Origin of the sequence: Rhodoluna sp. (assembly GCF_036721215.1) — a bacterium.
Lineage (GTDB): Bacteria > Actinomycetota > Actinomycetes > Actinomycetales > Microbacteriaceae > Rhodoluna.
This window is the reverse complement of record NZ_DAIMLM010000001.1, coordinates 221,594-240,846: the sequence shown is the minus strand read 5'-3', so window position 1 is coordinate 240,846 and position 19,253 is coordinate 221,594. Positions and strand designations below refer to the sequence as shown.

Here is a 19,253-nt window from a genome sequence, read left to right as displayed (position 1 = left end):
GGTTTTGAGCCCATGCTGGCAGCACTGGCCTTTTGTGGGTACCCCATAATTGGAGAATGAATACAGACGTCGTAATAGTAGGTGGGGGACATAACGGCCTTACCGCAGCCTGCTACCTTGCCAAAGCTGGACTAAAAGTCACCGTGCTGGAAAGGCTCTCCACCTTCGGTGGAGCAGCGGTGTCTGAGCAAACCTTTGCTGGAGTAGAGGCCAAGCTTTCGAGATACTCCTACCTCGTTTCACTTCTTCCAAAAAAGATCATTGAAGACCTAAAGCTAGATATCCAACTAGCCCCCAGGCGCTACTCCTCTTATACGCCGCAACCTGGAACCAATAAGGGTCTGCTGGTAGATAACCAAGACAAGTCAGCCACTGCTTCCTCTTTTGAATCAATCGGGACAACCAAAGACGCAGAAGCTTGGCATGAGTTCTATAGAAAGACCACATTGCTAGCTAAAGCACTGTTTCCAACAGTGCTTGATCCACTTCCCACAAGATCTGAAGCCAAAGCAAAGCTAAGAGATCTTTCAGGTAGTGACCAGATCTGGGAAGAGTTCATTGAACAACCGGTAGGCAAAGTTATTGAAGAAAGCTTTGAATCGGATCTAGTTCGAGGGGTAGTTCTAACAGATGGATTGATTGGAACCTTTGGTTCCAATATTGATCAAAATCTAGATGTCAACAAGTGCTTTTTGTATCACGTAATCGGTAACGAAACCGGAGACTGGAACATCCCTATCGGCGGTATGGGTCAAGTCACAGACTCGCTATACAAAGTAGCCAAGCAACTTGGAGTTACCTTGCTGGCCGATTGTGATGTTAGCTCCATAGGTCAAGACAACACAGTTGTCTACAGCCAGCAAGGAAACCAGCAATCGATTCAAGGCAAGTATGTTCTGGCCAATGTCTCCCCAACGGAGTTAGAGAAGCTAACCGGAGTAGAAAACATAGTTCCAGCGGCCACCAAGATGGATGGCGCTCAGGTGAAAGTGAATCTGTTACTGAAGCGCTTACCAAAACTCAAGGACCAGTCCTTGGATCCGGTAGCCGCCTTCGGCGGAACATTCCACATCAATGAAAACTACAGCCAGCTACAAAGTGCCTTTGAGCAAGCCTCCAAGGGTGAGATTCCTAATCCCCTGCCCTGCGAGATCTACTGCCACTCACTGACTGACCCAAGCATTCTTTCCAAGGCATTACAGGGGCAAGGCGTTCAAACGCTAACGGTCTTTGCCCTACACACCCCACACGCTCTACTTGATGGCAAAGACCAAGACGAAATGCGAGAAAAGCTTAAGCAGGCAGTGCTTGCCTCTTTGAATTCAGTTCTTGCAGACAACATCGAAGATCTACTGATGACTGACGCGAATGGTGAGCCCTGTATAGAGGTAAAGACCACTCAAGATCTTGAAGATGTTCTCAGGCTTCCAGGAGGAAACATCTTCCACGGAGCACTTGCCTGGCCCTTTCTTGAAGACCACGAATCACGATCCACCGCTGCCCAAAAATGGGGAGTTGAAACCAAAAGAGAGAATCTGCTGGTTTGTGGGGCAGGGGCTAGACGAGGTGGCGCTGTTAGCGGCATTGCAGGTCACAACGCAGCAATGGCAGTTTTAGAAACTATTGGCTGATTAGCCCTTTTGGTTTGCTTTGTACCACTGGTAGGTCGAAGTGATCCCGTCTTCCAAAGAAATCTTTGCCTTCCAGCCCAAAGCGGTCAGCCTCGAAACATCTAGAAGCTTCCTTGGAGTTCCATCTGGCTTTGATGAGTCCCATTCGATTGATCCTTCGAAGCCGATAACTCCTTTAATGCTTTCTGCGAGTTCCTTAATTGAGACATCTTCTCCAACTCCAACGTTGATGGCGATGTCGTCGTCATAGTTTTCCAATAGGAAGATACAAGCGCTGCCTAAATCATCAGCGTGCAAGAACTCTCTTCTAGGCGAACCCGAGCCCCAAAGAGTTACTGAACTAGCTCCACTGGTTTTAGCGTCATCGAACTTTCTAATAAGGGCTGGCAGAACGTGTGAGTTTTCAAGGTCAAAATTGTCACCTGGGCCATACATGTTGGTGGGCATCGCAGATATCCATCGGTGCCCGTATTGATTTCTATAGGCCTGGACTAGCTTCAGTCCAGAGATCTTGGCAAGGGCATAGGCCTCGTTGGTCTTTTCAAGCTCTCCAGTTAGCAGGTACTCTTCCCGGATCGGTTGCTGGGCAAACTTTGGATAAACACAGGAAGAGCCAAGAAAAAGTACTCGCTCTATTCCTGCAGCATGAGCCCCATCAAGAAGGTTGGTTTCAATCTGTAGGTTTTGAGATAAAAACTCCACAGGATAAGTGTTGTTGGCCTGAATGCCACCGACTTTAGCTGCAGCAATAATGACCGCGTCTGGCTTTTCTTTGGCTAGGTACGCAAAAACTGCAGCTCTGTCCAACAGGTCGAGCTCAGCTCTTGTTTGACCAACAAAGACGTGCTTGGAGTCTTTTTCAATTTCCCGAACGGTTGCGGAGCCAACTAGGCCGCGGTGTCCCGCTACATAGATTTTCATGTTTTCTTCCGAGGCTTAGCTTTTTTGGCAACAAGCACTTTTTTAGGGGTAGTGGTCTTTCGCTTCTTAGGTGCTGTTGCTGAAGAAGCAACAGATGCGGTTTCTTTTGTCCATTCGTTATATCCCGGAAGGCCAAGTTCTGCCCTGAGTTTCCAAAGGGAAACCAAAAACACTGCAAAGGCTACCGATCCAGTAATCCAGACCAAGTTCGGTGAGAACCAGAACAGTTCACCGCTAGCCGGTCTATCAACCCACCACCACTCAAAGCCATAGTCAAGATTTTCTGCCACCTCACTCATTCCAGTTAGGTAGCGCCCCATATTGGTTCTAAGGGCAACGACGTGAGCAAACACCAAAGCGAACCCAATGATCCAAACTTGAGCGCGAGACATGAGCGGTCCCGAGTTCATTGAAGTTCTGAACATGGCAGCAGCAATCAGCATTCCGAGCAACCCCGTCAAGTAACGAGGTTGGACGAACTGTCCAACAAGCAATCCACTAGCGCTAAGTGCCAGAAGAGGAACAAAGATTAGCGCAGCAAAAATCAAAGAAACTGACAACGCTTGTTGCAGGTTGAAATACATAATCGCTGAGAAAAGCAAGCTGAGGAATACTCCCCAACCGACCACCCAAACAATTGGAGACATCGCAGTATCGAGCCATCCAAGACCCCAAACGCCAAAGCCACCAACCCAGAGCGTTGGCAGATTGATTATGTTTGCGTACAGCTGTCCACCTGTAAAGGTAGTGAGCCCACCGCCTGGCGCACCGGTAAGCGTTGCAGACGTGTTGGCGGAGCCAAACAGGAATATAGCTCCCATTAATAAAAGTGCGGCCGCTATTGAAAGGTTTACCGGGGTGATCATTTTGCGTGTGAAGGTAATGATTATTACCGCGGCAATTGCGACCAAAGTATAGAGAGCCGAATCGGGTCGACTTCCAGCTGACATCAGAAGAGTAGCCAAAGCGATTGATCCCAAAATCCAGCGGGATCTTCGATCCTTCGTAAGGACAAAACCTAGCAAAGCCGAGAAGAAAAGCACAACTGCATAAACCCCCCAAGCAGAGGGGTTGGTACTTGGAAGAATAAACAAGCCAAGGGGAAGCGCTATGGAAACAGCGCTTACCACCGGTACTCGCCGCAAGTGTCTAGGCAGGGCAAAAGTCACAGCAGCAAAGCCGAGCACTACAAGTATCGAATTAAAAAAACGGATGGAAATAACAGATGCCGTCAAATCATCGCTGGCAAACCAACTCATAACCCAATAGAAAATTCTGGGGTTCTCTCCCCCATTACTTCTTGTTGTTGGAGCAAACGCTTCTGTTTGCTTACACGTAGCAGTGTCGTCTGGGTTAAATGCATAACAAAATGGGTATTCCATCAAGGTTTCACGCACTACTACTTCACGTGGTTCAGAACCTTCCTCGCAGATGCCGTCCCGGAATCCCTGCCCACACCAAATGCTCACCAAGTGGTAGTCATCATCTGGAGTGGAGCCGATGGGGGATGCAAAAGCCCAAGCACCCAAAGTCATGATGGCTGAAACAATCGAGACGCTTGTCCAGCGGACAACTCTCTTTGAAAATCCTTTTTTGGAGTCTGCAGCCTTAAGTGAGGGAATCTTTGGGCTTTCTGTCTTAGCCATTACTGATTCCCGCCCCTACTGAATGTCTCGACATAATTCTTCAAATATAGTCCGATTTGAAGGAAGTCTAGATTTTCCAGAATGTTGATTCAATCCTGTAGTCGTCGACTAAGCTGTCGCTCAAAGTTGACGAGGAAATCACTAGAGCCTGAGAACCTGGTTCTAGTGAAAGAATGCCATTTGCATAACCGCCAGGAACAAAGAAGGCGTCAAGTGAATCAGCTTTAAGCTCTGCGACCTCAGGTACTTGGGATTTGTCAGGATTGGACCAGTCCTTGACTCTTACAGCGCCAAATCTAATTCGCCCTGAAAGTGTTATGAATATTTTTGACTCAAACTCGTGGCCGTGCCAACCGCGAAAAGGTTGGCTATCTGAATTATTGATTATGTACATACGTCTGAAGTTCGAAATATTCAACTCATTGTTGAAAAGTAAGGATCCTCGTTCATCCACATGCCGCGCGCCAACAATTAGCTTGGGGACTTGATCCATATTTTGTCCTTCTAGTTCTTCAAGCACTTGCAGTAAGACTCTGGTAGTACCCGGCTGCGATTAAAGATAGTTTGTCTGGGTTATACCTTGAATCAATAACAGCATAGTTCTCAGCCCTTGCAGCTTCAGAGTCAAACCTGCCTTCGATTATGTCCAGAACTGCAGAGCGAAGAGCATCTAAATCGTTGGGGGTAAAGATAAAGCCTGTTTTCTTGTCCATTACCCACTCCTGGGCACAAGAAGTGTTTGTTTGGACTGGAATCGCACCCATTGCCATAGCCTCAACCATCGATGTTGAAATCCCATCGGAAAGCGAGTGCCCTACGTAAATCAAAGAGGATTGGAACAGATCCATGACTTGGTTGTGAGAAAGTGCGCCCTTTTTATATGTGGTGATTTTCATACCAGTAGATTTCGAGAGTTTCTTTGCGGCTCGAAGCACAGGTGCGTTGCAACTGTATAAAACGATCTCGAGATTGCCGAGCTTGGCTCCCAGACCAGCAACAGCTTCTAGTGCTGCGATGGCCTTACCCCAATGGTTTTCATATCCCTTTATTGATATCTTGTTCCGAACCCGCTCTGGTCCAGAAAATTTGGCGAGCCCACCAGCAACCGGCATCAACGGAAGTGTTTGGTAGCCAGAAGAAATCTGTGCTGCGAGATTGTAGTCACGGGTGCACTCCGCGCTGAAGCCATCAGCTATATCAAGTAGGGCTTTTATCTTGGCCTTATGCTTGGGGAACTTTGAAAACCAGACTATTTCGCTTCCATAGTTTGTGACGATTAGTTTTGGCTTATTCTTCAGAAGCTGAAAAGCTCTTCGGGTTGCGTATCCTGCATTTTGCAGCTCATGGATATGAACGATCTCTGGATTAAACCTTCGAATCCTCCATGCAATGTATGCACCCCGAACCCAGTCGGAGAGAAACCGATCCGCTATCCACATCGGCAATGAGAAAACTCTTGAAAACCAGGTAATTGATACTCGGTTTGATTTCCGTGCGCGCTCAGATATTCCCTTTTGAACTCGTCTGTGTGGAGAAGCCGAGACAACCTCAAAAATCAAATCACTTGAATCAAATTGTGATATCCAGCGCGAAAGATGAATACTGTCCGCCATTCCGACAAGAAGTATTTTCATGATTTCTTTCTTTTTTCGACCCATAAGCAATTGTGACTTTTATATGTACCAAACTGCTGAATGATTACGTTTAGTCTAATTTGAAACCGAGTTTGAGAGTCGGGTGTATTTAGTTCTACCGCCTGATTTATGTACAATTTATCTAGGTTTGTGCCTTGGATTCTTTTCGCAGCCAGGATTGGACCACAGTTCACAAATTTGGGCGCCTAAATCTGCTAACTTTGTCCGCATGAAGAAAAAAGCGCTTATCACCGGTATCACGGGTCAAGATGGTTCTTACTTAGCTGAGTTTTTGCTCTCCAAAGGCTACGAGGTCCACGGCTTAGTGCGGAGAGCATCCAACCTCAACACCCAACGAATTGACCATCTGTTTGAGGATGTTCATGAAGAAAATCGCTCTCTATTTCTTCACTTTGCAGATCTCTCCGATGCCTCTAGGCTCACAACTCTTCTTTTTTCGATTAGACCAGACGAGGTTTACCATCTAGCTGCTCAGTCACATGTTCGTGTTTCATTTGATCAACCAGAATTTACTGGCGACGTCACAGGTCTGGCCACCACTCGCCTCCTCGAGGGCATAAGGCTCGCTTGCCCGGAAACCAAGTTTTACCAGGCGTCAAGCTCAGAGATGTTTGGGGCGACTCCTCCTCCTCAGAGTGAAATTACAGAGTTCTATCCAAGAAGCCCATACGGTGCTGCGAAACTCTATGCGTATTGGATGACCCGAAACTACAGAGAAGCATATGGTTTGTTTGCAGTAAACGGCATCCTCTTTAATCACGAATCTCCTCGAAGAGGAGAGACCTTCGTAACAAGAAAGATCTCCCGTGCGGTGGCAAAGATCAAGCTCGGTCTCCAAAAGGATCTTTACCTGGGAAACCTAGATGCTGTCAGGGACTGGGGATACGCACCAGAGTACGTAAGGGCGATGTGGTTGATGCTTCAAGCTGATACGCCTGAGGATTTTGTTATTGGCACAGGTGCTTCAGCAACTGTCAAGGATTTCCTGGACTATTCATTTCAAGAAGCAGGTCTAGATTGGGAAAAGTACGTCAAATTCGACGACCGCTATGTTCGTCCTACAGAAGTCGACTCGCTAATCGGTGACGCCTCTAAAGCTCAAAAGAACCTTGATTGGAAGCGCACCCTTGACGTAGCCGGCTTAGCTAGCCTGATGGTAAAACATGACATCGAAAGTGTGACAAAGAACTCTCACGTTGTAGACGTGCCGAAGTTCCTGTAGGTAGTTTCTAGTACTGTATCCATCCAAAAAAATTTTAGTCTCAATAAAGACATTTCTTGTGTGACCAAAGCAATCCCAACCGAATGATTTGGGCTAGTCGCCCTCATCAATTCTCATAAGATCTACAACCTTTTCAACAGAAGGATTTCTGGCAATTAACTCCTTGAAGGTTCCCGAATCACTGACTTTTCCGTCCTCAAGCAAAATCACTTTGTCTGCGTGCTGTATTGTGTTCAGCCTGTGAGCGATTACCACTACAGTGACCCGTCCGCGCATTTCTTCAAGGGTTTTTTGAATTTCTGATTCTGATTCTGCGTCTAAGGCAGAGGTGGCTTCATCCATCACCAGCAGGTTCGGCTTCGAATAAATAGCACGAGCAAGTCCAAGTCGCTGCATTTGGCCCCCAGACAAGCTGTCTTTCAATTTACCAAGTGAGGTTTCAATTCCTTCAGGCAACTCCTTGATTAACGTTCCAAGATGAGCGGCTTCAAGTGCGGAAATTACCTCGTCACGGTCAACACTTTCTGGCTCGACTCCCAAAGCAACATTCTCCAAAATCGTTCCGGAGATCATTCCAGGCTTTTGAGGAACATAGCTCACGCGACCGCCAATCAAAAGTTCGAGTTTCGATGAATTGGTAATTTGGGAGACACGTCCTGATGTAGGAGTTAAGAGTAAGCACAGCATGTCTGCGATTGTAGACTTACCTGCGCCAGAAGGACCCATGAGTGCTGTTTGTGATCCCGGCTCAATCGTGAAACTCAGATTCACTAACGCAGGAGAAGATGAATTTGGATATAAAAATGTCACATCTTCAAATACAGCCCCAATAGGTTGCTCAATATAATTGATTTGTTCAGCTCTGTTTGGACTCTTGGCTTCTCGTTCTACTAATTGCGGCAACCCCTCGAGGATATCGTGAGCGATTTTGGCAGAGGGAAGAGCTGCTTTGATTGCAAGAAATGAAGCCTGCAGAGGAAGCAGAGCGGTAGTAAGCCTAAAGGCACCTGCTAGAAATACACCAATAGTGCCAGTCGAACTTGCAAGGTCTCCTGATGATACTTGTGAAAGAAAAAATAGGGCTATGCCGATTATTAGAGCAGCTTCAATAATGTGCCTAGGCAATGTGGCAATAAAAGCACTTTTTGCAGCAGTATTTGCTGTTTTCGTTTTTGCTAAATGAATTTCACTTACGTACTTACCTTTCTTTCCGGAAACAGTGAGTTCACGAAACACCGCAATTAGGTTGCTTATTGAAGTGGCCAGCTTGATTGAACTTTCATAATTTTCGACCTGAGCCTTAAGAGTTACTGGCCCTATAAAGAATTGAATACAAATGGCAACTATTCCGAAGTAGAAAAGTCCCACGAGTGTTGCAATGGGGTCTACGAATAAGAGGCCCATGACGATAAGGGAAACAAACAATACACCTTCGGAAAAAACAGAATTCACGCTATTCAGCAAGCCATTAAAAGCGCTCGAAGTACCTTGTGTTACCGCGTACATCATCTCCTCTAATGAGTATTTCCTAGCGTCTTCAAGGTTGCCGTTGAATCTAATCTCCGAAATTCGCTTCGCGGCTTTTGATTCTATTTTTGCAACGAAAAAAACTGCCCATCCTGTAAGAGCTATGTTTAGCAATGACTTAGAAACAAATAAGCCAATAATTAGCGCTGCTAGAATCGGGAGAGTTTCGTTGCTAACACTCGTGAGTGTTATGCCTGCAAATTCTATAGTTGGGCTTACCCCTCCGGATACAATGGAGCCTAGGGATGTTGCCAAGTAACCGAGGGCAGCAATAGCTGCAATGTCAAGAAATGCGAGCGTGGATCTGGCTACCACTAGCGCAAACCAAACTAGCTTCTCAATTCCGGACATAAAAGAAATACTGAGTTTTATTGATTTGAGCATAACCAAAGTCTAATTGCGATTATTGAATTTGATTGCTGAGGGAGAGCGGAGACGAGAGGATTTGAACCTCCGAGGGGCTTTAACACCCCTACCTCATTAGCAGTGAGGCGCACTCGACCGGGCTATGCGACGTCTCCGAGAACGTTATGAGTTTAGCCCAATTAACATTGCAGCCAATTGGAAAGTAGTAAGGGTTATCCCTTTAGGGACTTGGGGTTGGCTTGATAACAACAGGGATGTCATTCCGAATTTGATCAAAAAGCTCAGCTGCCTCATCTGGAAGTAAAGCGAGGCGGCCATTATCGGCTCCCCCCAATGCATAAGTCGGAACTGCCGTAAAAATCATGCGCGAGGTGTCAACTTTCCTAAGTGCCCCAGCCAGGGTCACCATTGTATCGAGATCAGTAACTGATTCGGATAGCTTCATGTTTCTTGCGGCAGAACTGGCAAGACTGTAAAGAGCAACCGGGTTGTTAAGAACTCCATCTTGCTTTATCTTGTCGAACAGGGACATGAGGAACATTTGTTGATTTGAGATTCGACCTAGGTCAGAACCGTCCCCGAAACCGTGCCTTGTTCTTAAGAAGCCAAGAGCCTCTTTGCCCTTCAGGGTGTGTGTACCGGCATCAATATAAAACTTTGAGTAGTCATCTGAGATGTCTTGATCTATAGTTACCTCAACACCACCAACGGCGTTTGACATTTCAATCACGCCGTTGAAGTCAATCATGGCAAGAAACGGAATCTCTAGACCTGTAAGTTCTTGAATCGTTAGGTGCGTACAGGCTACTCCGCCTCTAGAGATAGTTGCGTTTATTTGCTGACTGTCAAGTGCCGGGAAAACCCCTCCTTCTGGATTCGGACACTCAGGCACGGAAACCAATAGGTCTCTAGGGAAAGAAACTACTGTTGCATCCTGTCTATCTTTTGTGATGTGTAGCAAAATGATGACGTCTGCCAGCTCGGAGGATACTTCTCCCTCGCCATATTCTTTGCCCTGACCGTCTCGGGTATCAGATCCGATAAGCAAAAAATTGATTGAGTCTTCGAGGTCGACTTCGCCGCTGGTAGACAAAACAATGTTGTCTTGGTTTAGTTTGTTGTAAATATCAAAAGCCGAAATTCCCGCTGCTGCTACTGCAGCTCCTGCGACAACGGCCAAGCCCTTGAATGCCCATCGGACATACTTTCTGCCTGGAGCGGGTGGCTTCTGATCTCCGTGTCTTGGTGGGAATTTCTTTGGATCTGCAGGAGGCCTGATTACTCTGCGTGTAGAGAAGTTTGGTAAATTATCAGACAACTTACTTCCCATCCCGAGCTACATCTAAGTTTCCAGTCTATTCAAAAGCAAAACTTTTTCGGTCAAGCTCTGGAAACTCTCAGCTTCTATGGCGGAGGCCGTGGGATTCGAACCCACGAAACATTGCTGTTCACTGGTTTTCAAGACCAGCTCCATCGGCCGCTCGGACAGACCTCCGTAAAGGAGTTTATAGCAATTGCCGACTACTAGCGGCGCCTGGAAAACAAAAAACCCTCGAGGCCTGCAAGAACCTGCGCAACTCCATCATCTGTAACTGATGCGGTCACATCTGTTGCAGCCATTTGGACTTCTTTGGGGGCTTGACCCATGGCAAATGCTAGTCCACCAGAATTCTTGGCCCATTCAAACATCTCGATGTCATTTCTTCCATCGCCCATTACTAGAACCTGACTTTTTTCGATGCCTAATCGAGATCGCTGCACTTCTAGGGCACTAGCCTTAGTGACACCTTGTGGGGAAATGTCTAACCAAGCGGTATAACCAATCGCATAACTTACAGATGACAATCCAATCTTTGAAATCAGACCCAAGAATTCATCAACGTCGTGCTCGGGCGACAATACGACAACTCGGCTAACTGGGTGGTGCATAAGTTCGTCAAGCGGAGTCTCGAAGTTTTGGTCTCCAAGGGCAAAAGAGGGAAAGGGTCGATGAAAGCGATAGCTTCCATCGACATCTTCTACGGCGAAGTGTGCCTGAGGTAAATGTTCGATTAGCTGTGTTAGTACTTCGGCAGGTTCAAAGGTAATCACGTCAGATATCTTGAACCCTCTTGGATGCTGTTTATCTAGCTCAACTGTCACGGCTCCATTTGAACTTACGACGAAGCCTTGCTCAATCCCAAGATCTCTGACTACTGGGACGGCGTTTGGGGCAGAGCGGCCGGTTGCAACGATAACTTCATGGCCTAAGTCCTTAACGCGACTTACTTCTTTGGCAACGTTTGGAGAAAGATACCCATCGTCATGAACCAGAGTCCCGTCAATGTCCAGACCGATAAGCCATCGGTCACTTGGGGAAAGGTTCTGCATGTTGGATTCGCTGTTGGGTTCTTTTTATGCGTTCTTGGGAAGGATTAGTTCTTCTCCACCAAGGTATGGCCTCAAAGCAGCAGGAATCTTCACCGAACCATCAGCGAGCTGGTGATTTTCTAAAATTGCGACGAGCCACCTGGTTGTGGCAAGAGTTCCATTTAATGTTGCAGCTATGGCTGTTTTACCATCATCGGTTCTATAGCGAACGTTTAGCCGTCTGGCTTGATAAGTGGTGCAGTTTGAAGTGGAAGTTAACTCACGGAAATTGTTTTGAGTTGGAACCCAAGCTTCCGCATCGTATTTACTTGCGGCCGATGAGCCAAGGTCACCGGCTGCTGTGCTAATCACTCGGTAAGGCAGCTCACAAGCTTGAAGCATCTGCTCTTGAAAAGCTAAGAGTTTTTGATGCTCTTGCTCAGCATGGTCTGGCTTGATGTAACTAAACATTTCAAGCTTGTTGAATTGATGAACCCTAAGAATTCCTCTGGTGTCTTTTCCGTGACTACCAGCTTCTCTTCGATAGCAGGTTGACCAACCTGCATATCTAAGCGGTCCGTCATTTAGGTCAATAATCTCATCTCGGTGATATCCAGCAAGAGCAACTTCACTTGTTCCGGTGAGGTATAAATCATCTGCTGGAAGGTAATAGATTTCATCCGCGTGCTCGCCAAGAAAACCAGTTCCTGCCATAATCTCGGGTCTAACAAGAGTTGGCGTAATCAGCGCGGTAAAGCCAGCCTTAGTTGCAAGATCTAAGGCCAAGTTCATTAGAGCGAGCTCGAGCCTGGCACCCATGCCTTTTAGGAAATAGAACCTAGAACCCGAGATCTTTGCTCCTCGTTCAATGTCGATGACGTCAAGTAATTCGCCGAGGGCAACATGATCTCTAAGTTCAAAATCAAACGTGGGTTTCATCCCCACTTCCTTGATGACAACAAAGTCTTTCTCGCCCCCAGGAGGAACACCCTCGTTCACTACGTTTTCGATTTTCCATAAGATCGCATCGAGTTCTTCAGAGGCGGTATTTGCTAACTCATTAGCAGCCTTCACTTTGCTCGCTAGGTCTTGAGCTGCTGCTACTAGTTCAGTTTTTTGATCTTTAGAAGCGCTGGAAACTAGCTTGGAATGAGCGTTTTGCTCAGCCCTTAGGGTTTCAAAGTCTGCGAGCGCCTTCCGGCGCTTTGCGTCGGCATCGACCGCTTGGTCAACTAGTGATTCTTCTCTACCTCTGGCACGCTGAGATGCCTTGATGGCATCTGGGGATTCTCTGAGGAGATTTAGGTCGATCACCCTTCAAGAATACAAGCCAAGGGGCAAAGCTAGTTTAGGTTGCGTTACTAACGAGCTTTGCGAATGGCTTCCAGCCACTTCTTAGCTTCACCGTATTGCCCATTTGAGTTATTTCCAGATGGAGCAGTCTGTTGTTTGTCTGCTCTGGGGTATGAACCCAAGAAAATGACTTTAGGGCTGAATCTGTGAAGACCAGCCAAAGCCTCGCCAACTGAGTCATCCAACACGTGCCCTTCGGCATCGATGTTAAATCGATAACGACCTAGCCTGTCCCCAATTGGCCGTGATTCAATTCTCGTTAGGTTTACACCCCTAGTAGCAAATTGCTCAAGCATCTCAAGAAGCGATCCTGGTCTATCGGTAGGTAGCTCAACAATTACAGAGGTCTTATCGGCTCCGGTTGGTTTAGATAAATCCCCCGCAAGGCCAATTTGAATGAACCTGGTCTGTGCATTTTTGTTCTCACCGATATTCTTCGCGAGAGTAGTGAGCTTGAAGTGGTTCGTGATTGTTGGTGCGGCTATTGCCGCATCAGCGTAGGCGCTTTGCAAAAGATCCTTGGCCGCAGAAGCAGTCGAAGTAGTTGGAAGGTGCACGTGACCTGGAAGTTTCTCGAGTAACCACTTTCTGCTCTGTGCATAGGCAACCGGGTGGGTGGCTATGGTCTTTACGCTAGAAAGTTTTGTTCCCGGCCTGGCTACCAAGTTGAAGGTAACTGGCACTAGGTATTCTCCATAGATTCGAATCAGTTCTGTTCCAGCTAGGGCATCAAGCGTTGCTGATACCCCACCCTCAATCGAATTTTCAACTGGAACAACCGCTCTGGTTACTTTTCCAGACAAAACAAGTTCAATTGCGTCGGCGACATGGTTCACAGGAACCTGCTTTGCTCCCTTTGCCTGCTTGATCTGCGAAAGTGCGATTTCGGTGAAAGTTCCTGCTGGTCCAAGGAAGGCGTAGGAAGCTTTCGCTGGTTGCTTGTTGCGCTCAGGTGACATGTATAAAGGTTAATCCCCAAGCACCGCCTTGGGTAGGTCGCTACGGAAAAAAAGCTACCGCGAGCAAAAATGACTCTAGAATTGGAGTCAACACGGGAGTTTGGTGAAACCAGACTGAGAGGGAGACTTTATAGTCTTCGACCGTCGAACCTGATCTTGGGTAATGCCAGCGCAGGGAGGACACTCATAAATCCCGTGCCCAACTAGTTACACGTAAGGGGCACGAAATGAAAAGAATCGCACTTCTAGCACTAAGCGCAGTCTTGATCTTCACAGGCTGCGCACCAACCACACAGGCCCAGGTCGTGACCCTGGTGGCCCACGACTCATTTGCTATCTCGGATGAGTCAATAGCAGAGTTTGAACAGCAATCAGGCTTCAAGCTCGAGATCGTTAGAGCCGGTGATGCAGGTAGCGTAACTAACCGGCTTGTATTGACCAAAGACTCTCCTATTGGAGATGTGGTGTTTGGAATAGACAACACCTTCCGGGGTATAGCCGATGAAAACACCCTCATTTACGGGTCTCTATCGGAAGTGACCTATTCGGATGTTTGCTTCAATTACGACAGGGTTTGGTTTGAAGAAAACAATCTAACTCCACCTACTAGCTGGAGAGATCTAACTTTGCCGGCCTATGAAGGTCTGACGGTAGTTAGTAATCCGCTGACTTCTTCCCCGGGTCTTGCTTTTCTGGCAACCACAGTTGCTGCTTTTGGAGAAGACGGTTTCGAGGCTTTCTGGCAACAGCTAAGAGATAACAAAGTCAAAGTTGCTACTGGTTGGGAAGAGGCTTACTTTACTGAGTTCTCTGGTTCCGCAGGTAAAGGAAACTACCCTGTTGTTCTTAGCTATAGCTCCTCACCAGCTGCAGAGGTTAGAGAAGATGGGATCTCTCAAACTGTGCCGCTTCTAGATGAGTGCTTCCGACAAATTGAGTACGTTGGCATCTTGCAGGGTGCAAGCAATCCTGCGGGAGCAAAAGAACTTGTTGAGTTTTTACTGTCGGTTTCTTTTCAGTCAACAATGCCGGGACTCATGTATGTGTATCCAGCGAATCCCGAAGCAGTTGTACCTACCGAATGGGCGCAGTTTGGTCCACCAGCTAAATCCACGATTGGTAAAAGTTTGGATATTGCAAATAACAGAGTTAGCTGGCAGGACAAGTGGTCTGTAATCTTTGACTAGAAAAATACTGTGGTTGGTGCCCCTCGTTTTTGTCGGGCTAGTTTTCTACTGGCCGGTCACTGAAGTTTCGCTGCTTGGATTATCTGGTGACTGGTTAGCGAGACTGGTTGAGCCAAAGATATTAGAGGTTGTTTGGTTCACAATCTGGCAGGCTGCATTGTCGACGGTCATTACCGTAGTAATCGCGATCCCCGGTGCATACCTTTTATATAGAAGGTCTTTCCCTGGGCAGCAACTTGTTAGAGCCCTGATAACCGTGCCCTTTGTGCTGCCAAGCATCGTGGTGGCGGTTGGGTTCACGGTGTTTCGAAATTTCCATGAGTTTTACCAAGGGCTTGGGCTTACTTTCCTTGCAGATCCGGTCTATTGGATTATTGCGGCCCACGTATTTGTGAACTACTCCATAGCCGTCAAGACCATAGGCGGGGTCTGGGCAACCATTGATGCTGACATCGAAGCAGCCGCTGAGCTTGATGGAGCCGGAAGGGTCAAAACACTCGTCGCGATATCTCTGCCCCAGCTCAAGCCAGCCATCTATTCGGCAACAGCTTTGATTTTTCTTTTTTCAGCAACATCTTTTGGCATTGTTCTGGTTCTTGGAGGTGGGCAAGTACAAACCATTGAAACTGCGATCTACTTTGCCGCAACCCAGAGACTAGATCTTGAGCTAGCTGCCGCGTTGGTCTTAGTTCAGACCCTGATAACCGCTTTCGCTTTCTTGGTGGGTACCAAACTTGCCAAGGGTAGCTTTGGTCTCGAGCAGGTATTTGAGGGGTCACGAAAGCCAAAGGTTGATCGCAGAGATTTGTTGGCACTTGCAACAAGCGTTGTCATCTGGGTGGGTTTATTAGCAATGCCCTTGTTGCTTGTGCTAGTTAGAGCCTTTGAAGTTAGTGGCAACTTTGGTTTTGATAATTTTGTGAATCTTGGAACTCGGGGAGCCAGGAATCTTCTAAACATTACTTTTATTCATGCGGCCGCGAATTCATTGCGAAACATGGCGGTTGCAGCCGTAATCGCTTTTGTGTTGGGAACACTTATTTCCTGGTTACTTACTAGAACCGGATTCCGCTCACTGGATCTAGTGTTTCTACTTCCGCTTGGTGTTTCAAGTGTTGTATTGGGGTTTGGGTTTTTGGTGTCATTTGATGCTTCGTGGTTTCCCTTACGTTCGAGCTGGCTAATTGTTCCTCTAGCTCAAGCGCTTATCGCTCTTCCTATGGTCATTCGTTTAGTTCACCCAGCACTTGTGTCTCTTGGAAGAGAACCAATTGAGCAAGCTCAGTTAGACGGGGCAACAAGCTGGCAGAGTTGGAGATTTATCGAATCAAGAATGATACGAAGTGTTCTACTTACATCTCTTGGCTTTGCGGCAATTATTTCAATTGGGGAGTTTGGTGCAAGCAGTTTCCTAGCCAACGGTTCGCAGGCAACAATTCCCACTTTGCTCTTTAGGTTGATTTCTAGGCCAGGGGATCAAAACTACGGAATGGCAATGGCGGTCTCCGCGATCTTGATTGTTCTAAGCGCTGTTGTTGTGTTTTTAGTCTCTAGGGTTCCGAAAGAGAAGCTGTCGTCGTAAGGACTATGTAAATTATCTGCGGCTGGTAGATTCTTCTGGTGCCTATAATCAAAGAGCTTGCCGCCAAGGTCCTTCTGGCACTTGGCTATTCAATTAGCTCCAAGACCAAGAAGACGCTCATTCAAAGAATCTGGGGCTCGGGGCAGGAAATCTCAAGGGCTCAGGTTAACAAGCTCCTTCGACACTCAAAGAGTCAACTTGGACAGGATATTCTCGCTCTATCTGTCACGGGCTTGAAAAATCCCGGATTCTTTGTTGAGTTTGGAGCCGCAGACGGGGTGGCGCTAAGTAATAGTCATATTCTGGAAAAACAGTTCGGCTGGTCGGGAATTCTTTGTGAACCGAGTAAAAGTTGGCATCCGGCCTTAAGGAAAAATAGAAACTGCACAATAGACACTCGTTGTGTTTACTCGGCCTCTGGCCAGAAGATTAGCTTTTCAGAAAATTATCTAGGCGAGTTATCAGCAATTAGTGAGTATGCGGAACCGAATAGTCACGGGCTACTAAAAAGAACTACTTCTTCTTACGAAGTAGAGACAATTTCACTGCAAGATCTCTTGGTATCACATGGTGCCCCAAAATACATTGAGTTTCTTTCAATTGACACTGAAGGCAGCGAGTTTGAAATCCTGAAAAACTTTGATTTCCAAAGCTACCGGTTTGGTGCAATTTGCGTTGAGCACAATTTTGCAGACACCCGAGAAAAGATCAACAGTTTACTGTTGGCTAACGGATACCAGCAAATTCATGCAGATTTGTCAGATTTTGACGATTGGTACATTCAGCCCACAAACTGAAAGCTGCTTTTAGGTAGGCGGTCTTTTATAACCTGAATTGATTCAGGGTTTTGATCTACCAGGATAAATCTCCTGCCTAGTTCATTAGCCACAAAACCAGTGGTTCCAGAGCCTGCAAAGAAGTCCAAAACAACGTCTCCTGGTTTACTACTTGCCTGAATGATTCTTCTTAGAATCCCAACTGGCTTTTGGGTTGGATAACCTGTCTTTTCTTTACCTGTTGGGGAGACAATGGTGTGCCACCAAACGTCTGTGGGTAGTTTTCCTCTTTCAATCTTTTCTGGCGTAACAAGTCCTGGAGCCATGTAGGGCTCTCGATCTACTTCCTCGGAATTGAAGTAGTAGTTCTTTGAGTCTTTTACGTAAACCAAAATCGTGTCGTGCTTGGCGGGCCATCGACTCTTGGACTTTCCTCCATAGTCGTAGGCCCAGATGATTTCGTTCAAAAAGCAATCTGGTCCAAACAGGGAATCGAGTAACACTTTGGCGTAATGGGCTTCGCGATAATCCAGGTGCAAATAGAGAGTTCCTGAATTGACTAGAACCCGAAACGCTTCTTCGATTCTTGGTTCTAGAAACTCCCAGTAGTTGGCAAATTGATCGTCGTAGGACAGGACCGTGGATTTGACCGTCTCGTAGCGCTCTCCCTTGAATCCAATCCGGTTACCTGCGTTGTTTCTCTTGGTGGTTACCTTCGATCGCTGTTGCTCTCGGCCAGTATTGAAAGGCGGGTCAATATATACAAGTTGAACTGAAGAGTTGGGGATTAGCTTCAAAACGGTTAGATTGTCGCCCAAGTAGAGGGTGTTTTCCAAACTCACCATAGGAAGTAGATTAACAGCCATGGAACCAAAAGTTGAACACAACCAGCAGGCCAACCGCTATGAACTCTGGCTAGGAGATGATCGGGTTGGATTTGCTGATTACAGCCGTATACCCGGTGAGAGGCATTTTGTTCATACCGAAGTAAACCCCGAGCATCAAGGCAAGAACTATGCCGCTATTTTGATGCGTGAAGCATTTTTGGACATGCTTCAAAACTCAACGGACAAGGTTGTCCCAGTGTGCTCGTATGTTGTTACCTACATGCAACGTCACCCTGACACCCATGACTTACTGAAGGGTTCAATCGAGGAAGCTGTTGCCGCGTGCAAACTTCCTAGGAGAGAAGCAAACTAACCAATTCGTATGTTAATCCACTTGATTAGATCTTGGAGAATATCGTCCTTGTTTAGCTCGTTGTAAATCTCGTGCCGGGCATCGTGATAGATAAATAGCTCAATATCTTTGATCCCGGACTTCTTTCGATATGCCTCTACAAGTGCCTTGTTGGAATACTCACCGCCAATTGGATCGGCTTCACCCACTTGGACAAGAATTGGAAGATCACTTCTGACATTTTTTGATGGAGTGCCGAACAATTTCAAAGAGTTGGCAACGCCAAAAACTTGCATAGCTGCAGCTAGGAAAGTTAGCGGGTCAGCAACAAATTTCTTCTGAACTTCAACATCTCTTGAAAGCCACTCATAACCGGTTGATCCAGGTAGCTTCTTCCAAACCTTATTGAAATCTCCTGTTGCTAGATAACCAGGCATGGTTAGCGCACTACCTGAGAGCACAACCGCGTCATACAAATCTGACGATTTGTTTATGACTTTTTGCACGATAAATGAACCCCAACTGTGCCCAAGAAAAACAAGTGGCTTGCCTGGGTTTTCAGACTTGATGAGCTTTGAAAAATCTAGGACTTGCTTGAAAGTAGCATCCATGCCACCTTGCCCTAGGTTTCCAAGTTTTTTTATTTGCTTACGCTCTATTTGGCCAAGGCCGGTTTGGCCATGGCCTCTGTGATCGTCAGCGTAAACGCTAAAGCCTGCCCTGTTTAGAACCGCAGCCATCTGGTCATAGCGCCTGGCATGCTCGCCTAGCCCGTGAGCTATTTGAACAACGGCTCTGGGGTTGGCTACGGGCCACTCATAGAAGACAATGTCTACGCTAAACGGATCTGTGAAGGCTCTTTCTATAGGTAAATTTGTCACAATGCAAATCCTGTCTCTA

The 19,253-nt window shown here is 46.8% G+C and carries 17 protein-coding genes and 2 tRNA genes; 6 read left to right on the top strand and 13 right to left on the bottom strand.

Going from position 1 to position 19,253, the window contains the following annotated elements; all coding sequences use genetic code 11:
• The first annotated feature begins 56 nt into the window (after positions 1 to 56).
• A complete protein-coding gene (locus tag AC9UCN_RS01255; RefSeq protein ID WP_509523028.1) occupies positions 57 to 1,631 on the top strand; it encodes a phytoene desaturase family protein in 1,575 nt (524 codons plus the stop codon).
• Here AC9UCN_RS01255 and AC9UCN_RS01250 read toward each other — a convergent pair whose 3' ends face one another.
• The 4 genes from AC9UCN_RS01250 to AC9UCN_RS01235 form a co-directional block, all read right to left on the bottom strand.
• The gene (locus tag AC9UCN_RS01250; RefSeq protein WP_509523027.1) at positions 1,632 to 2,552 is read right to left on the bottom strand and encodes a GDP-L-fucose synthase family protein; all 921 of its coding nucleotides are present in this window, start codon (positions 2,550 to 2,552) and stop codon (positions 1,632 to 1,634) included. It lies immediately after the preceding gene.
• Complete coding sequence (locus tag AC9UCN_RS01245; protein ID WP_509523025.1) at positions 2,549 to 4,198, bottom strand: DUF2142 domain-containing protein; 1,650 nt, start codon at positions 4,196 to 4,198, stop codon at positions 2,549 to 2,551. Before AC9UCN_RS01245 ends, AC9UCN_RS01250 begins: the two co-directional genes overlap by 4 nt.
• Before the next feature lie 67 nt (positions 4,199 to 4,265).
• On the bottom strand, positions 4,266 to 4,691 hold the full coding sequence (locus AC9UCN_RS01240) for a WxcM-like domain-containing protein (RefSeq protein ID WP_509523023.1): 426 nt from the start codon (positions 4,689 to 4,691) through the stop codon (positions 4,266 to 4,268).
• 19 nt (positions 4,692 to 4,710) lie between these two features.
• The gene (locus tag AC9UCN_RS01235) at positions 4,711 to 5,832 is read right to left on the bottom strand and encodes a glycosyltransferase (protein WP_509523022.1); all 1,122 of its coding nucleotides are present in this window, start codon (positions 5,830 to 5,832) and stop codon (positions 4,711 to 4,713) included.
• A gap of 229 nt (positions 5,833 to 6,061) precedes the next feature.
• Here AC9UCN_RS01235 and gmd point away from each other — a divergent pair, with 229 nt between their 5' ends.
• Positions 6,062 to 7,075, top strand: a complete 1,014-nt coding sequence (gmd, locus tag AC9UCN_RS01230) for a GDP-mannose 4,6-dehydratase (RefSeq protein WP_509523020.1) — start codon at positions 6,062 to 6,064, stop codon at positions 7,073 to 7,075.
• A gap of 93 nt (positions 7,076 to 7,168) precedes the next feature.
• On the opposite strand, the gene AC9UCN_RS01225 is transcribed toward gmd, so the two are convergent.
• The 7 genes from AC9UCN_RS01225 to pheA all read right to left on the bottom strand — a co-directional run bounded on the left by AC9UCN_RS01225 (position 7,169) and on the right by pheA (position 13,629).
• On the bottom strand, positions 7,169 to 8,716 hold the full coding sequence (locus AC9UCN_RS01225; RefSeq protein ID WP_509523018.1) for an ABC transporter ATP-binding protein: 1,548 nt from the start codon (positions 8,714 to 8,716) through the stop codon (positions 7,169 to 7,171).
• Between the two features lie 316 nt (positions 8,717 to 9,032).
• Positions 9,033 to 9,123: transfer RNA gene (locus AC9UCN_RS01220), tRNA-Ser, on the bottom strand.
• 65 nt (positions 9,124 to 9,188) lie between these two features.
• Positions 9,189 to 10,298 (bottom strand): LCP family protein, encoded by a 1,110-nt coding sequence (locus tag AC9UCN_RS01215; protein WP_509523017.1) that lies wholly within the window; start codon positions 10,296 to 10,298, stop codon positions 9,189 to 9,191.
• 77 nt (positions 10,299 to 10,375) lie between these two features.
• Positions 10,376 to 10,463: transfer RNA gene (locus AC9UCN_RS01210), tRNA-Ser, on the bottom strand.
• 29 nt (positions 10,464 to 10,492) lie between these two features.
• Positions 10,493 to 11,338, bottom strand: a complete 846-nt coding sequence (locus tag AC9UCN_RS01205) for an HAD family hydrolase (RefSeq protein WP_509523015.1) — start codon at positions 11,336 to 11,338, stop codon at positions 10,493 to 10,495.
• Between the two features lie 24 nt (positions 11,339 to 11,362).
• On the bottom strand, positions 11,363 to 12,631 hold the full coding sequence (gene serS, locus AC9UCN_RS01200) for a serine--tRNA ligase (protein ID WP_509523013.1): 1,269 nt from the start codon (positions 12,629 to 12,631) through the stop codon (positions 11,363 to 11,365).
• 47 nt (positions 12,632 to 12,678) lie between these two features.
• Positions 12,679 to 13,629 carry a prephenate dehydratase gene (gene pheA, locus AC9UCN_RS01195; protein ID WP_509523011.1) on the bottom strand — a complete coding sequence of 317 codons (951 nt, stop codon included), beginning with the start codon at positions 13,627 to 13,629 and terminating at the stop codon, positions 12,679 to 12,681.
• A 227-nt stretch (positions 13,630 to 13,856) separates the two neighbouring features.
• Between pheA and AC9UCN_RS01190 the strand changes: the two genes are divergently transcribed.
• The 3 genes from AC9UCN_RS01190 to AC9UCN_RS01180 are packed head-to-tail and all read left to right on the top strand — an operon-like array spanning position 13,857 to position 17,195.
• Positions 13,857 to 14,816 (top strand): thiamine ABC transporter substrate-binding protein, encoded by a 960-nt coding sequence (locus AC9UCN_RS01190; protein WP_509523010.1) that lies wholly within the window; start codon positions 13,857 to 13,859, stop codon positions 14,814 to 14,816.
• A 16-nt stretch (positions 14,817 to 14,832) separates the two neighbouring features.
• A complete protein-coding gene (locus tag AC9UCN_RS01185; protein WP_509523008.1) occupies positions 14,833 to 16,398 on the top strand; it encodes an ABC transporter permease in 1,566 nt (521 codons plus the stop codon).
• Between the two features lie 38 nt (positions 16,399 to 16,436).
• A complete protein-coding gene (locus tag AC9UCN_RS01180) occupies positions 16,437 to 17,195 on the top strand; it encodes an FkbM family methyltransferase (RefSeq protein WP_509523006.1) in 759 nt (252 codons plus the stop codon).
• On the opposite strand, the gene AC9UCN_RS01175 is transcribed toward AC9UCN_RS01180, so the two are convergent.
• The gene (locus AC9UCN_RS01175) at positions 17,180 to 18,040 is read right to left on the bottom strand and encodes a DNA-methyltransferase (protein WP_509523004.1); all 861 of its coding nucleotides are present in this window, start codon (positions 18,038 to 18,040) and stop codon (positions 17,180 to 17,182) included. The genes AC9UCN_RS01180 and AC9UCN_RS01175 overlap by 16 nt on opposite strands.
• On the opposite strand from AC9UCN_RS01175, the gene AC9UCN_RS01170 reads away from it, so the two are divergent.
• Positions 18,039 to 18,374, top strand: a complete 336-nt coding sequence (locus AC9UCN_RS01170; RefSeq protein ID WP_509523002.1) for a GNAT family N-acetyltransferase — start codon at positions 18,039 to 18,041, stop codon at positions 18,372 to 18,374. The two genes, AC9UCN_RS01175 and AC9UCN_RS01170, sit on opposite strands and share 2 nt — an antisense overlap.
• Here AC9UCN_RS01170 and AC9UCN_RS01165 read toward each other — a convergent pair.
• The gene (locus AC9UCN_RS01165) at positions 18,371 to 19,234 is read right to left on the bottom strand and encodes an alpha/beta fold hydrolase (protein ID WP_509523000.1); all 864 of its coding nucleotides are present in this window, start codon (positions 19,232 to 19,234) and stop codon (positions 18,371 to 18,373) included. The genes AC9UCN_RS01170 and AC9UCN_RS01165 overlap by 4 nt on opposite strands.
• Positions 19,235 to 19,253 lie beyond the last annotated feature (19 nt).